Origin of the sequence: Microbacterium sp. MYb45 (assembly GCF_002979655.1) — a bacterium.
Taxonomy (GTDB): domain Bacteria; phylum Actinomycetota; class Actinomycetes; order Actinomycetales; family Microbacteriaceae; genus Microbacterium.
In genome coordinates this window covers 1-13,964 of record NZ_PCPG01000007.1, presented here as the reverse complement: position 1 = coordinate 13,964, position 13,964 = coordinate 1, and the positions used below count along the sequence as shown (strand labels likewise).

At 67.0% G+C, this 13,964-nt stretch carries 14 protein-coding genes and 1 tRNA gene; 8 read left to right on the top strand and 7 right to left on the bottom strand.

Features of this window, described 5'->3' with window-relative positions:
• Window positions 1–2: 2 nt before the first annotated feature.
• Window positions 3–524 (bottom strand): isopentenyl-diphosphate Delta-isomerase, encoded by a 522-nt coding sequence (idi, locus tag CQ034_RS12570; protein ID WP_105711313.1) that lies wholly within the window; start codon window positions 522–524, stop codon window positions 3–5.
• An 86-nt stretch (window positions 525–610) separates the two neighbouring features.
• Here idi and CQ034_RS12565 point away from each other — a divergent pair, with 86 nt between their 5' ends.
• Window positions 611–1,261 (top strand): MarR family winged helix-turn-helix transcriptional regulator, encoded by a 651-nt coding sequence (locus CQ034_RS12565; protein ID WP_105711312.1) that lies wholly within the window; start codon window positions 611–613, stop codon window positions 1,259–1,261.
• A gap of 25 nt (window positions 1,262–1,286) precedes the next feature.
• On the opposite strand, the gene CQ034_RS12560 is transcribed toward CQ034_RS12565, so the two are convergent.
• Both CQ034_RS12560 and CQ034_RS12555 read right to left on the bottom strand, forming a co-directional pair.
• On the bottom strand, window positions 1,287–1,634 hold the full coding sequence (locus CQ034_RS12560) for an Lsr2 family protein (RefSeq protein ID WP_029262722.1): 348 nt from the start codon (window positions 1,632–1,634) through the stop codon (window positions 1,287–1,289).
• A gap of 78 nt (window positions 1,635–1,712) precedes the next feature.
• The gene (locus tag CQ034_RS12555) at window positions 1,713–2,570 is read right to left on the bottom strand and encodes a LuxR C-terminal-related transcriptional regulator (protein WP_091029158.1); all 858 of its coding nucleotides are present in this window, start codon (window positions 2,568–2,570) and stop codon (window positions 1,713–1,715) included.
• Between the two features lie 108 nt (window positions 2,571–2,678).
• Here CQ034_RS12555 and CQ034_RS12550 point away from each other — a divergent pair, with 108 nt between their 5' ends.
• Window positions 2,679–3,026 carry a DUF485 domain-containing protein gene (locus CQ034_RS12550; RefSeq protein ID WP_029262720.1) on the top strand — a complete coding sequence of 116 codons (348 nt, stop codon included), beginning with the start codon at window positions 2,679–2,681 and terminating at the stop codon, window positions 3,024–3,026.
• Window positions 3,023–4,660 carry a cation acetate symporter gene (locus tag CQ034_RS12545; protein ID WP_105711311.1) on the top strand — a complete coding sequence of 546 codons (1,638 nt, stop codon included), beginning with the start codon at window positions 3,023–3,025 and terminating at the stop codon, window positions 4,658–4,660. Before CQ034_RS12550 ends, CQ034_RS12545 begins: the two co-directional genes overlap by 4 nt.
• Before the next feature lie 81 nt (window positions 4,661–4,741).
• Here CQ034_RS12545 and CQ034_RS12540 read toward each other — a convergent pair whose 3' ends face one another.
• Window positions 4,742–5,254, bottom strand: a complete 513-nt coding sequence (locus CQ034_RS12540) for a methylated-DNA--[protein]-cysteine S-methyltransferase (RefSeq protein WP_105711310.1) — start codon at window positions 5,252–5,254, stop codon at window positions 4,742–4,744.
• A gap of 229 nt (window positions 5,255–5,483) precedes the next feature.
• Between CQ034_RS12540 and CQ034_RS12535 the strand changes: the two genes are divergently transcribed.
• Complete coding sequence (locus tag CQ034_RS12535; RefSeq protein ID WP_105711309.1) at window positions 5,484–9,152, top strand: ATP-binding protein; 3,669 nt, start codon at window positions 5,484–5,486, stop codon at window positions 9,150–9,152.
• Window positions 9,153–9,436: 284 nt separating this feature from the next.
• Here CQ034_RS12535 and mscL read toward each other — a convergent pair whose 3' ends face one another.
• From mscL to CQ034_RS12515, 3 genes are read right to left on the bottom strand one after another with little or no spacing between them, the layout of a single operon-like run.
• Entirely contained in the window at window positions 9,437–9,859 is a 423-nt protein-coding gene (gene mscL, locus CQ034_RS12525; RefSeq protein ID WP_029262715.1) for a large conductance mechanosensitive channel protein MscL, read from the bottom strand.
• A gap of 24 nt (window positions 9,860–9,883) precedes the next feature.
• Window positions 9,884–10,156, bottom strand: coding sequence for an FmdB family zinc ribbon protein (locus tag CQ034_RS12520; RefSeq protein WP_029262714.1), 273 nt, complete (start codon window positions 10,154–10,156; stop codon window positions 9,884–9,886).
• A gap of 15 nt (window positions 10,157–10,171) precedes the next feature.
• Entirely contained in the window at window positions 10,172–10,768 is a 597-nt protein-coding gene (locus CQ034_RS12515; RefSeq protein ID WP_029262713.1) for a 5-formyltetrahydrofolate cyclo-ligase, read from the bottom strand.
• A 41-nt stretch (window positions 10,769–10,809) separates the two neighbouring features.
• Here CQ034_RS12515 and galU point away from each other — a divergent pair, with 41 nt between their 5' ends.
• The 4 genes from galU (at window position 10,810) to CQ034_RS12495 (ending at window position 13,414) form a co-directional block, all read left to right on the top strand.
• The gene (galU, locus tag CQ034_RS12510; protein ID WP_029262712.1) at window positions 10,810–11,697 is read left to right on the top strand and encodes a UTP--glucose-1-phosphate uridylyltransferase GalU; all 888 of its coding nucleotides are present in this window, start codon (window positions 10,810–10,812) and stop codon (window positions 11,695–11,697) included.
• Window positions 11,698–11,740: 43 nt separating this feature from the next.
• Window positions 11,741–12,352 carry a GNAT family N-acetyltransferase gene (locus CQ034_RS12505; protein ID WP_091029250.1) on the top strand — a complete coding sequence of 204 codons (612 nt, stop codon included), beginning with the start codon at window positions 11,741–11,743 and terminating at the stop codon, window positions 12,350–12,352.
• A 91-nt stretch (window positions 12,353–12,443) separates the two neighbouring features.
• Window positions 12,444–13,289, top strand: coding sequence for a hypothetical protein (locus tag CQ034_RS12500; RefSeq protein WP_105711307.1), 846 nt, complete (start codon window positions 12,444–12,446; stop codon window positions 13,287–13,289).
• A 52-nt stretch (window positions 13,290–13,341) separates the two neighbouring features.
• A tRNA-Ala gene (locus CQ034_RS12495) sits at window positions 13,342–13,414 on the top strand.
• Window positions 13,415–13,964 lie beyond the last annotated feature (550 nt).

Sequence of the window (13,964 nt, the reverse complement as noted above, 5' to 3'; positions counted from 1 at the left end):
GCTCAGACCTCGCCGACCTGTCGCAGAAGGGGAAGCTGCTCGACGAGCCACGGGCTGAACACGAACGGAGCGTGTGTGACGGCTTCGATCAGGGCGGGCACTGCGACCCACGTCCATTCCGATACCTCGTCGGGATCGGCCGCGGGTTCACCGTCGATCATCGCCACGTGCACCGGGCAGATCTCGTTCTCGACGATTCCACTCGCGTCGATGGCCCGATAACGGTAGTCAGGCAGCACGAGGCGAACACCCGAGAGTCGGATGCCGAGCTCGTCCAGACCACGTCGCCGAACCGCATCCCCCATCTTCTCGTCGGGTCGTGGATGGCCGCAGAAGCTGTTCGTCCAGACACCGGGCCAGGTCCGCTTCGCGAGCGAACGGCGGGTGAGGAGCAGTCGTCCTCGTGCGTCGAAGACGTAGCACGAGAAGGCGAGATGCAGCGGGGTGTCGCTCGTGTGGACCTCACTCTTCGGCAGTGTGCCGATGGCGGTCCCATCTTCGGCCAGGAGGGTCACGTGGTCCATGGCATCTCCCTCTTCCGAGCGTTGGAAATAGCTAACTTGGTGAGTAGTCAACTTAGCATGAAACTGTGTGTGTGTAACATGATCGCATGGACACGGAGCCCGGCACCACCCCGCACACCGGGGCGAGGGCGACGAATCCGCCCATCGATGGTGATACGAGCACTGCCGACCGCGCGCCGGATGGGCTGAGCCACGCGGCGATCTACGACGTCGATGCCAGTGATCCGCGGAGCACGCTGGTCGATCGGACGGGCGTTCCGCCTGAGGAGTTGCGGCAGATCGCCCGGCTCATGGAGTCGCTCGCGGGTCTGCGGGAAGCCGAGCAGACCCTCTCTCAGGCTTCACGCCGGTACATGCGCCTCAATGAGACCGACATGCGTGCGCTGCACTATCTGATCGTGTGTGCGAATCGGAGCCTGGTGGCGACACCCGGGGGTATAGCTCACCACCTCGACGTCTCGACGGCCGCGACGACCAAGCTCCTCGATCGGCTGGAGAAGGGCGGGCACATCACACGCTCACCCCACCCGACCGACCGGAGGGCGCTCCGCATCAGCATCACGCCGGAGACGCGGCTCGCGGCGATGGAGACGGTCGGACGACAGCAGGCGAAGCGTTTCTATGCTGCTGCACGGCTTTCGCCCGCCGAACGGGACGTCGTGATCCGATTCCTCCAGGACATGACGGAAGAGATCACGTTGCGAGACGAAGCCTGGTTACAGCAGCCGTCCGATTGAGAGTTCGGCCCACGAGGGGCCGAACTCAGTGGGCTGCTTTGTACGCATCCAGGATCGGGGCGGGGATGCGTCCTCGCTCGGAGAGCGTGTAGCCGTTCTCGTTGGCCCATGCCCGGATGGCGGCGACCTCGGGATTGCGTGCCGGTCGCTTGCGAGAAGACGAAGAGGAACGTGCGGTGCTGGAGGAGCCGGCGCGTCGGCCCGCAGCGATATACGGCTCGAGAGCCTTTCGCAATTCCTCCGCATGCGCAGCATTCAAGTCGATCTCGTAGGAGGCGCCGTTGACCGAGAAGTGCACGGTCTCGCCTTCTCCGACTTCCAGGACGCTGCCGTCGATATCGTCGACCAACTGGTGCACAATTCGTCTAGCCATGCGTGCGACTTTACCTGCAGAAGCGAAATGCGACAACAATTGAATATTGCACAGTCATAATCCGCTTCGGCGCAGGTCTCAGGGAAGAAGGCCCGCACGGCGCGCTCGGGTGACGGCCGCATGACGCGTGGAAGCGTCGAGTTTCGACATCGCGGTGCCGAGGTATGCCTTGACCGTGCCTTCGCGCAACCCGAGTTGTGCGGCGATCTCCGCGTTGGTCGATCCCAGCGCGGCGCAGGCGAGCACGTCGGTTTCCCGGCGCGAGAGATGGATGGTCGGCACGGGCCCCGTCGTAGCGGGAGCCGCATCCCCGGCCAGCGCCACGAGGCGCCGCTCGACCTCGGCGATCCGTGCGCGTATCGCCGCGTCGTCGACCGAGGCCGCGATGCTGCGCAGCTCGGCGAAGCTCTCCCGGAGCGCCTCGCGCTGCGGGGGAGCCACGGTCTCGCTTCCGAGCTGGCTCGTGTCCAGCCGTCGTTGCACCTCGTCGCGGATCCGCAATTCATCGGCGACGGACTGGGCCACCTGCATGGCGGGAGCCGTGGTGACACCCCCGACCTGTTCCTCGTCCCATGCGCCGGCGTAGAGCACGCCGCGGGACCTGCCGTGGACGACGATCGGGAGGGCAAGGAGCGTACGCAGCCCCTCGCCGAGGACGAAGACGTCGTAGTCGTGGGTGATCTGCTGCGAGGAGCCGTAGTCGCTCGTCATCCGTGGGCGCAGTTCCATCATCGCCCGCCCGCCGAGTCCGCGCTCCGGGCGCACTCGCAACCCGTCCAGGGATCGGGTTCGCGCGCCGACGATACTGGTCACGCTCACGACGCCCTCTTCGATGAGACCGCCGAATGCGACAGGGAATCGCGTTCGCCGCGCGAGCTCGCGCACCGCATGGGCGACGAGCTCCGACTCGGAACCGAGAGGGACTGGGGCGCTCACAATTACCTACTTCCGGGGGTGACGACTGTGTTCCCCGTTTCGTAGCGTCGACTTTATCATCCGCACAGTTCCGCTGCGCGGGGACCGGACATGTGGCAAGGAGGCCCCATGAGTGATCAGACGCACGTCGATTCGAACGGTGAGATCGACTACATCGCCGTCGAGCAGTCTCCACGATTCCAGAGGTTGAAACGGACGCAGAGATCGTTCATCTTTCCGCTCGCCGTGTTCTTCCTGTTGTGGTATTTCGCCTATGTGCTTCTTGCGGCATTCGCGCCCGATTTCATGGGACAACGTGTGTGGGGCGATATCACCATCGGGCTCCTCCTCGGTCTCGGACAGTTCGTCACGACGTTCGGCATAACCATGGCGTACGTGTCGTTCGCGAATCGGAAACTCGACCCGTTGGCGACGGAGATCCGTGAAGAACTCGAGAAGGCGCAGGGGCACGCATGAACGCAATCCGCGCGGCGGTCGAGCCGGTCGCTCTCGATATCAACCCCGTCTTCAACATCTCGATCTTCCTGGCTTTCGTCGCGGTGACACTCTTCATCGTCATCCGCGCGAGCCGCAACAACAAGACCGCTGCCGACTACTACGCCGCCGGCCGTTCTTTCACGGGACCGCAGAACGGATTCGCCATCGCAGGCGACTATCTGTCCGCGGCGTCCTTCCTCGGCATCTGCGGCGCCATCGCGATCAACGGCTACGACGGATTCCTCTATTCGATCGGATTCCTGGTCGCCTGGCTCGTCGCACTGCTGCTGGTGGCGGAGCTGATGCGCAACACCGGGAGGTTCACGATGGCGGACGTGCTGTCGTTCCGCTTGAAGCAGCGCCCGGTGCGAATGGCGGCCGCGATCACGACGCTCGCTGTGTGCTTCTTCTATCTGCTGGCGCAGATGGCCGGTGCCGGTGGGTTGGTATCGCTGCTGCTCGGCATCGACGGACGGCTCGGGCAGTCGATCGTGATCGCCGTGGTCGGCTTGCTGATGATCGTCTACGTCCTGATCGGCGGCATGAAGGGCACCACCTGGGTGCAGATCGTCAAGGCCGTCCTCCTGATCGGCGGCGCCGTCGGCATGACGATCTGGGTGCTCGCGATCAACGGCTTCAGCCTGAACACCCTTCTCGAAGCCGCGGTCGCGAATTCCGACAAGGGCGATGCGATCCTGGCTCCGGGACTGCAGTACGGCGCGAACCCGTGGGACTTCCTGTCCCTCGGCATGGCGCTCGTACTCGGGACCGCCGGCCTGCCGCACGTGCTCATGCGCTTCTACACCGTGCCGACGGCCAAGGAAGCACGCCGCTCGGTCGTCTGGGCGATCTGGCTCATCGGCGGCTTCTACCTGCTGACCCTCGTGCTCGGCTACGGTGCCGGCGCACTGGTCGGTGCGGATGTGATCGCGGCCGCTCCGGGCGGCGTGAACTCGGCGGCGCCGCTGCTCGCGCTCCGGCTCGGCGGCCCGGTGCTGCTGGGCTTCATCTCCGCCGTGGCTTTCGCGACGATCCTCGCGGTGGTCGCTGGTCTGACGATCACGGCCGCGGCATCGTTCGCGCACGACATCTACGCCAATGTCATCCAGAAGGGGCGCAAGGATGCTGCCGGCGAGCCGGTCGCCGCAGATCCGAACGGCGACGTGCGCGTCGCTCGTCGCACTGTGGTCGTGATCGGCATCCTGGCGATCCTCGGCGGCATCGGAGCGCAGGGGCAGAACATCGCCTTCCTCGTCGCTCTCGCTTTCGCCGTCGCCGCTTCCGCCAATCTGCCGACCATTCTCTATTCGCTCTTCTGGCGGCGGTTCACGACCCGGGGCGCGGTGTGGAGCATGTACGGCGGGCTCGGGTCGGCGATCCTGCTCATCGTGCTGTCGCCGGTGTTCTCGGGAACCCCGACATCGATGATCCCTGGGATCGACATCGCCGTGTGGCCACTGAACAATCCGGGGATCGTCTCGATCCCGCTGGGTTTCCTCCTCGGCTGGCTCGGAACGGTGACGAGCTCCCGCAAGGAGTCTCCGCAGCTCGCCGCCGAGATGGAGGTGCGCTCGCTCACGGGGTTCGGCGCGGAGAAGGCGGTCGAGCACTGACCGCGGCCTCCTGAGGATCGAACCCGGGCAAGACGTGGACCCGGCGGCCTACTCGCCGGGTCCACGTCTGCGTCCGCTCGCTCAACCCGCCTCGAGGTCGAGCAGGTATCTCTTGCGCTCAGGGTGCGCGCCGTACTGGCCCACACTTCCGTCCGACCGGACGACGCGATGCACCGGCACGATGATCGAGAACGGCGTGAGCCGACACGCAGTGCCGACCGCGCGGGCCGCGCCGGGGTGTCCGGCACGGACGGCCACCTCTCCGTAGCTCATCGTCTCGCCCCATTCGATCGTGCAGATCGTCTGCAGGGCGCTCAGGTGGAATCCGTCCACCAGCCGCCAGTCGAGCCGGAGGTGCTGGTCGAAACGCACCGGGTCACCGTCGAAGTAGTCGGCCAGAAGATGCGCGAGCTCGTCGGCGGCCCCGGGGTCGGGCTCCGGAACGGCGCCCAGCTGTCGTGTGACGCCCTCGAGGAGCCAGGGAACGAGCGGGTCTTCGGATTCGGAGAGGTCGAATCGCACGATGCCCTCGTCCGAGAACACCGCGAGGGCATCACCGAACGGAGTCGGAGCGAAGTCATAGCGGAAGGTCATGCGACCATCCTGACCGGCATCGCCGTCCGGGGAGCACCGGCCTCCCGGGCGGGGTGGAGAACGTGACGGTCATCGCCACAGGGCAGGAGGAGTGCGGATCAGCTCTCGGAGGCGGATATTCGGCGGAAACCCGCCCGGGATACCCCAGCTCGCCCGGTCTCGCGCCTAGGGTGTCATTGTGTGGCGACGTGAAGACAAGACTGCGGAGAACACAGCGGCAGACGCTGCTGTGGCCATCGGCGATCTGCACGAGCCCACGACCGGCGTTGACATCGCCCATGCCGCTGAGGCTGAGCGCACCCGGCTGAGGGCGGAAGCGGCCGACCTCGGCGGCCCCTCTCCGCTGGTGAGCTTCCGCGACAGCCCGGAATCGGGCATCGACATCTCCAAGGCCCACCCCGGCAGCCTGCCGCAGTTCATCACCGGAAAATCGACCCTACTGTCGAACCTCTTCCGCGACGAGGTGGGTCTGCGCACCGCGCGGCTGGCCGCCGAGCGGATCACCGCGAAGAACACCGAACTGCGCACCGTCCGTGGCATCGAGGCCGTGCACCTGGCCGTCGGAGTCGCCCGGTGGCGCATCGGCGGAGCAGGCTTCGCCGCGCCCGTGCTGCTGCGGCCGCTGGCGATCCGGCGGCATCACTCCGACTTCGAACTCAAGCTCCAGGGCGCGTTCGAAGTCAATCCCGAACTCGTCCGCATCGCCCGTGATCATTTCGGGCTGTCGATCGATGCCGCGTCCCTCGCAGCGCTCGCGTACGACGGTGGGATCTTCAAGCCGCAGCCGGTCATCGACAACCTGCGCGTGATGACCCGCTCGATCGACACCTTCTCCGTAGAGCCGCGGCTCGTGGTGTCGACGTTCGCCGACGTCTCCGGAGCGATGTCCCGCGACGCCGGAAGCCTCGATCACGTGCTCCTCAATGCGCTGGGCGGCCATGTGGGCGACCGCGAGCGTGTGACGGCGCCTCGCGCCACGCCGCACCACACCGGACCCGACGATCGGGCTCCCGCATCGGACAATCTTCTTCTCGACGCAGACGCCGAGCAGGAAGCGGTTCTCGCGCGCATCGCCGCCGGACACTCGCTCACGGTGGCGACGCTCCCCGGCACGGGCGGAACGCAGACGGTGATCAACGCGCTCGGCGAACTCGTCCGCGCCGGCAAGCGCGTGCTCGTGGTCTCGGCGCGTCGTTCGACACTCGACGGCGTTCGTCATCGGCTCGCGGGTATCGGGCTCGACAGCCTCGCGATCTCGCCGGCCAGCGTGCGTCGCGACCTGGTCAGGGCGATCGGCCGCAACGAGAAGGCGACACCACCCAAGGTCAGTGAGGTCGACGACGCGCTGGTGCGCCTCCGGACCGTCCTGCGCGACTACCGCCAGGCTCTCACGGCTCCCATCGCGGGAGTGGATGCCTCGGTGCTCGACGCGACCCGCCAGCTCACCAGGCTCGCGTCGCTGCCGGTGCCGCCGTCCACCACCGCTCGGCTCGGCACTGACGCTCTCCGTCGCCTCGCGGCAGATCGCAGCGAGGCTGCAGAAGCCCTCGCTCAGGCCGCGCGTCTCGGGGAGTTCCGCTTCGGCCCGAATGATTCGCCGTGGTACGGCGTGACCTTCACGAGCACCGAAGCGGCCAGAGCCGCGCACGAGCTCGCCGGTCGACTGCACTCGGACAGCGTCCCCGCTCTTCTCGAGCGCGGCTACGAACTGATCGCCCAGACGCACATGCGACCGTTTGCGACGATCGACGAGCTCGGCGAGTATCTGCGTCTGCTGCAGGGCATCCGCGATTCACTCGATCGCTTCAGCCCCACGGTCTTCGAGCGGCCGTTGGGCGAGCTCATCCAGGCGCACGGCTCGCGTCGCGACGCCCCCGGTCTCTCCGGAGCGAACCGGCGGCGGCTGCGGCGTCTGGCGAAAGAGTATGTCCGTCCGGGCGTCCACGTGACCGAGATGCATGAAGCGCTGCTGCGGATCCAGACTCAGCGCACGCAGTGGCAGCGGTACGTCGAGGCGGGGGTCGCACCGGAGATCCCGCTCGGTCTCGCCGACGTGTACGTGGCCTGGCAGCGGGCCGAGGCGGAGCTCGCCGAACTGGATGCCGCGCTGGGCCGCCGCGAGCCGTTGGCGTCGCTCCCGGTCGCACGACTCGTCCGCACTCTTGCCGGGCTCGCCGCCAAGTCCGACGTGTTCGAGAACCTCGTGGAACGCGCGCAGCTGCGCGATCGCCTCGCGCTCCTCGGGCTCGAGCCGCTGCTCGCGGAACTTTCGGTGCGGCACGTGGCCGAATCGCAGGTGGGGGAGGAGCTCGAGTTCGCCTGGTGGCAGTCGCTCCTCGAGCGCGCGCTGCAGGATAACCGTGCTCTCCTCGGTGCGAACACCGCCGTCGTCGACCGGCTCGAGCGCGACTTCCGGCTGGTGGACGAGGCACACGCCGCGATGGCGGGCCCGCTCCTGGCCTGGCAGCTCGCCAACCAGTGGCGGATCGCGATCGTCGACGAACCGCAGCAGTCGCAGCATCTCCGGCGCGCGCTGACTCAGCCCGCCGCGACCACTGCGCAGGTCGTCAGCGCCGCGCCGACCCTCGTCGACGTGCTCGCGCCCGTCTGGATCTCTTCCCCGTACCTCGTGCCGGAGATCCCGGAATCGGTCGAGTTCGACACCGTCCTTCTCGTCGATGCGGCCGCGATCAATCTGGCTGAGGCTGCACCGGCGATCTGCCGGGCACGCCAGGTCGTCGCGTTCGGCGATCCGGTCACGCAGCGTCCCACACCGTTCCACATCGCCGTGGATCCGGAGGACACCTGGGAGGCGGAGGTGTCGTTCGACGACGTCTCGGTGTTCGAGCGCCTCTCCGAGCTTCTGCCCGTGATGACTCTGACGCGCAGCTACCGTGCCGGTGGCGAGGATCTCGCTGAGCTCATCAACGATGCGTTCTACGGCGGCGAGATCGTCTCCCTGCCGTGGGCGGGTTCCTATCTCGGTCGCGGCAGCCTCACGGTCGACTACGTCGAGGGCGGGACGGGTACTCCTGATCCGGTGTCCGGTGCGGTCGAGAGCCCCGATGCCGAAGTCGCGCGTGTGGTGACGCTCGTGGTCGAGCACGCCGTTCACCGGCCCTCCGAATCCCTCATGGTGGTCACCGCCAGTGCGCGTCACGCCGAGCGCGTGCGTGCCGCTGTCACCTCCGCCTTCGCCGGGCGTTCCGACGTGGCGGACTTCGTCGGCCGTGATACCGCAGAGCCGTTCGCCGTCCTCACCCTCGAGGAATCCGTGGCGGAGAGTCGCGACCGCGTGATCTTCTCGCTCGGGTTCGGACTCACCAAGCACGGCCGTGTCCTGAGCGACTTCGGCGATCTCTCCACACCAGACGGCGAGCGTCTGCTCACGGTCGGGATGACCCGAGCCCGCCGATCGATGGTCCTCGTCTCGTCGATCCGCCCGTCCTCCTTCGACGATGGGCGCCTCGAGCACGGCGCAGCCACGCTCATGTCGATCCTCGGTGGTCTCGCCGCCCGCGGCAGGGATGCGCGGCTCGAGGATCTGGCTGACCCGCTCACTCTCGCCCTGGCCAGGGAACTGCGGCGGCTCGGCGCCTCCGTCGATGTCGACTACCGCGGACTGCTTCCGCTGGTCGCGCAGCACGGCGGCAAGGCGGTCGTGATCGAACCCGACCCGGAATCGCGCGGTGAGTCCCTGCGCGAGACGCTGCGGCTGCGGCCGCACGTCCTCCGTCGCCTCGGCTGGCACTACGTGCGCGTGCACGCGTTCGATCTCTACAGCGATCCGGCGACCGTCGCGACGCGCATCGCCGCCGTGTTGGGCATCTCCGACACCGTGCCGCGCGCCGAGAACGACACCCAGCCCCTCGATATCCGCGACACCCCGAATGACTGACCAGGTCGACCCCGATGCTCCGCGTCAACGTGTGGTGCGGGTCGCTGGATCGCGTCGTGCCCGACTGACTCCGGTGCCCGGAAGTGACCCGGCGCCGGAGACGGGGACCGATCAGCCGACGCCGCCACGTGCCCGGCCGAACGGCGCGAAAGGCCCGAACGACGATCAGCTCATCCAGGACGTGCCGCCGCACTACTGATCGTTCTTCACGAGCCCGAGCCGGAAAGAGAGACGCGCAGTCCCTCCGAAGAGGAATCGCGCGTCTCGTGTCTGAGTGGAGGGCGTCAGGCGCCGCGCTGCGCCTTGAGCAGGTCGCGGATCTCCACCAGCAGCTCGGCCTCGCTCGCTGCGGCCGGCTCCTCCTCGGGCTCTTCGGCCGGCGTGCCTTTGCGTGCCTCGACGTGCGCCTTGAAGGTGTTCATCGGGAGTACGAAGACGAAGTAGACGACGGCCGCGACGGCGAGGAAGCTGATGATCGCCGAGATCAGGTCACCGATCGGGAACGTCACCGTCTCGCCGTAGATGTTCGGAACGGGGATCCCGAACTCCCCTGCGGCATCCGCCTTGAGGAAGAGTGAGATGAAGGGGTTGATGATGCTGTTGACCACCGCGGTCACGATCGCGGTGAACGCCGTGCCGATCACGACGGCCACGGCCAGATCGATCACGTTCCCGCGCAGCAGGAAGTCCTTGAAACCTTTGAGCATGGGAACCCCCAGTAGATCAGGGCCTCACGAAGAGGCCGGAGTCGACGCAGCCGCCGGTTTGGCGCTCGTCGTCGATTCCGTCTTCGATGATGCCGAAGCATCCCCGGAACCGCCGGATTTGGCACGCGAGTCCGTGCGATAGAAACCGGACCCGTTGAAGGTGACGCCGATCGAGCCGTACTGCTTCCGCAGCTGGCCGCCGCACTCGGGGCACACCGTCAGGGCGTCATCCGCGAAGCTCTGCACGGCGTCGAACTTGTGTCCGCACGATGTGCAGGCATAGGCGTAGGTGGGCATGAGGGTCCTTGCAGGTCAGCGTCGCCGAGGCGACAGGGTGAGAGTCTGCGACGGCGTCACGATCCCGTTCACTGGCTGATCGTGCACCTCTCGCGGAAGTTCGTCGAGTACCTCGGAATCATAGATGACCGCGTAGACGGGCGGGCACTGCTCCATGGAGCCGATCGTCTTGTCGAAGTAGCCGCGTCCCCAGCCCATCCGCATCCCGGTGCGATCGACGGCGGCGGCAGGGACGATCATCAGGTCCACGTCGTTGACGGCGATCGGACCGAGGACCTCACCGGTGGGCTCCGGCAGGCCGTGGAGTCCTTCGGAAACCTCGTCGTCGTCGGTGGCCACGGCCCAGTCCAGGAGACCGTCGGCGCGGGTGACCGGCAACAGGACGCGGATGCCGCGGCGCACCGCCCTCGTCACGAAGTCACGGGTGCCCGGCTCGGTGGTGGTCGACAGGAAGCACGAGATCGACTGTGCGCCGAGCTCGTCGACCAGGGCGTCGAGGCGCTCGCCGATCGCCGTGGCCGCGGCCTCGCGTTGCGGATCGGAGAGGAGCTGGCGTCTTTCGCGCAGTTCGGCGCGGAGAGCGCGCTTGGCGTGTTCGACGTCATTCGACATGGCTCCGAGTCTACGGCGACGCTCACCGCTAGGCTGGGAGGATGGCTGACCACAAGATCAAAGCCGTCATTCCCGCGGCAGGACTGGGGACTCGATTCCTTCCCGCGACGAAGGCGATGCCGAAAGAGATGCTGCCCGTCGTCGACAAGCCGGCGATCCAGTACGTCGTCGAAGAGGCTGCGGACGCCGGGATCGACGACATCCTCGTCATCATCGGCCGCAACAAGAACGCGATCTCCAACCACTTCGACTCGGTGCCCGAGCTCGAGGTGAGGCTCATGGAGAAGGGCGACACGGGGCGACTCGAGCGAGTGATGAAGTCGAGCGACCTCGCCGACATCCACTTCGTCCGGCAGGGCGAGCCGAAGGGTCTCGGACACGCGGTCCTGCGTGCACGTACCCACGTCGGCGACAGTTCGTTCGCGGTGCTGCTCGGCGACGATCTCATCGACGAGCGCGATCCGCTCCTCACCGACATGATCGCCGAGCACGAGCGCTCCGGCGCCGCGGTGATCGCGCTGATGGAGGTCGACCCGGCCAACATCCACATGTATGGCGCCGCGGCGGTCGAGCCGATCGAGGGCCAAGCTGCCGTCCGGGTCACCGGTCTCGTCGAGAAGCCTGCGCAGGAAGACGCTCCGTCCAACCTCGCCATCATCGGTCGATACGTTCTTCCCGCGTCGGTTTTCGAGATCCTCGAGCGCACCGAGCCGGGCAAGGGCGGCGAGATCCAGCTCACGGATGCGCTGCAGGAACTCGCGACCGATCCCGACGGACCCGGCGTCGTCGGTGTCATCTTCGGAGGACGCCGTTACGATACGGGCGACCGCGTCGACTACATCAAGGCCATCGTTCAGCTCGCCTCGGATCGGGAGGACCTCGGCCCCGAGCTGCGGCCCTGGCTCAAGGAGTTCGCGGAACGCCTCTAGGCGATCCTGCGGAGGTCGGTGCGGCATGGAACTGGCGACGGGAATGCGACACGGACCGATCGAGCTGCGACTCGTGCGGGCGAAGGATGCCCGCCCGCTGCAGCATGAGCTGCTCGCGAACCGATCGTGGCTCCAGCCCTGGGAAGCGACCGTCCCGTACGGCTCCGTCTCGTTCGACATGAGGCTCAGCATCCGTCGTCTGCTTCAGCAGTACCGTGACGGATCGGGCTATCCGTTCGTCATGGAGTACGACGGCGAGGTCGCCGGGCAGCTCAATGTGTGGGGCGTCTCGCGCGGCTCCCTCTGCTCGGCGACCATCGGGTACTGGGTGAGCGAGCGTTTCGCGGGCCGGGGCATCACCCCCACCGCAGTGGCGCTGGCCACCGATGCCTGCTTCACGGAGTACGGGCTGCACCGGATGGAGATCTGCATCCGACCGGAGAACGCTGCGAGCCTTCGAATCGTTCAGAAGCTCGGATTCCGCTACGAGGGTCTGCGCCGCCGCTACATCCATATCGACGGCGACTGGCGTGATCACTACGCGTTCGCGCTGACCCGCGAAGACGTCCCTCAGGGTGTGCTCGCACGCTGGCTCAGCGGTCAGGTGCCGCCTGACGCCGCGACGGTACCGCCGTCCGACCGAATCGCCCTCTGAGCCGGTGCTCGCCGGGCGATCCTGACGGACTCGCCGCGACACGCGCCCTTCTGTACGGCTCTGTCACCGCTGAACCCGTACCGTTGTCGATATGGACGGGCCGGTGCTGAGCGGGGGAGTGATCGTGCTCGTCGCCGTGCTCCTCTGGATGCTCTACCTGCTCCCTTCGTGGAGAGGCCGCTTCCAATACAACGCCGCGGAACGCAACGCCGTTCGACTGAACCAGGCGCTCCGCATCCTCGCCGAGACGAGTGAGACTCCGGCCGAGGTGCACGTCGAGCTGAACGCCCGTACGGCGCTGGCACAGCAGAAGCTCGCCAAGCGGGTGCAGTCGGAACGCGAGGCCGCCGAGCTCGAGTCTCTTCGCGAGGAACTCGCAGCGACCAGGGCCGACCCGGTGATCCGTCGAGCTCGCGCCCGCCGCCGGGTGCGCATGGTCGCGACGATCTCCCTCCTGCTCGGTCTCGCCGTGGTCGCATTCGGCATCTGGCAGCTCGTGGCCGTCGGGACCTCGGTGCTGCTGTGGCTCGGCGGGTCGATGATCCTGCCCGCCGGCATCGCGCTCCAGAGGATGGCGGCGGTCGCGAACCGCGCGGCGCGCGCCACGCATGAGGTGGCGCCACCCGTCAAGGAACGTGTCGCACCCGTGCTGCACGACCAGGGCCCGGCGACGTGGACACCGCGTCCGCTCCCAGAGCCGCTGGCGTCCGTGTCGGGATCGCGTGCGCAGGCTGCGCAGGCCCAGATCGAGGCGCAGGAGCAACGCCGCAAGGCAGCCAGAGTCGCCGCGCTGCGTGAGCGCGCCGAGCAGATGGCGCCGGCAGCACCGGTGCAGCTTCCTGCCGCGTCGTCGCCCTACGCGAAGATGGGCTTCGTCGACGATGCGGAGATCGAGGCGCACGTGCGGGAGTTGCTCTCGCGTCGCGCCGCGGGGTGATCGTGGCAGACGCGAGCAACGCTTTCGTCGTGATAGCGTAGACCTCGTTCACGGGCCTATGGCGCAGTTGGTAGCGCGCCTCGTTCGCATCGAGGAGGTCAGGGGTTCGAATCCCCTTAGGTCCACAGAACACGAAAGCCCTCGGTGAGAACCGGGGGCTTTCTTCTTTCCTCCGGCGCTCTTTGCCTTTCCCCGGCCTCTTCACTTCATGTGCTTGCTCGAGTCGACGGTCGGACCGCGACGGGGGAGAGTGCGCGGCAACGCCGGTCCCTCTCTCTGCCGAATGCACCCGCGCCGTGACGTCGCGCCCGTACGGGCGATCGAGGGTGTGCTCTCGCCGTCCATCGAGGACGGCTCCGTGACGCGGGTTCTCGGGCGACACGCCCGGCGGTCAGCCCTGATTTGCCCGATCCCCGGGATCCGCGTAACTTATTACTTGTTCGCCCCAAACGGTTGAGCGGAGGTCCTCGGACCGGCTCCCGTCAAGCATCGAACACCTCCCGAATCTGAAACACTCACTGAGTGAAGAGGATGAAGGTGCTGGTCCGTTCCCACGGTCAGGCCGAAGAAACTCGGACTTGACAACGGAAACGAGATCGGTAAGATAGAGAAGTTGCCCTGCGGGCCTGGCTGTGATGGCTGGGTCGTGGGAGCATCCGATCCTTGAGAACTCAA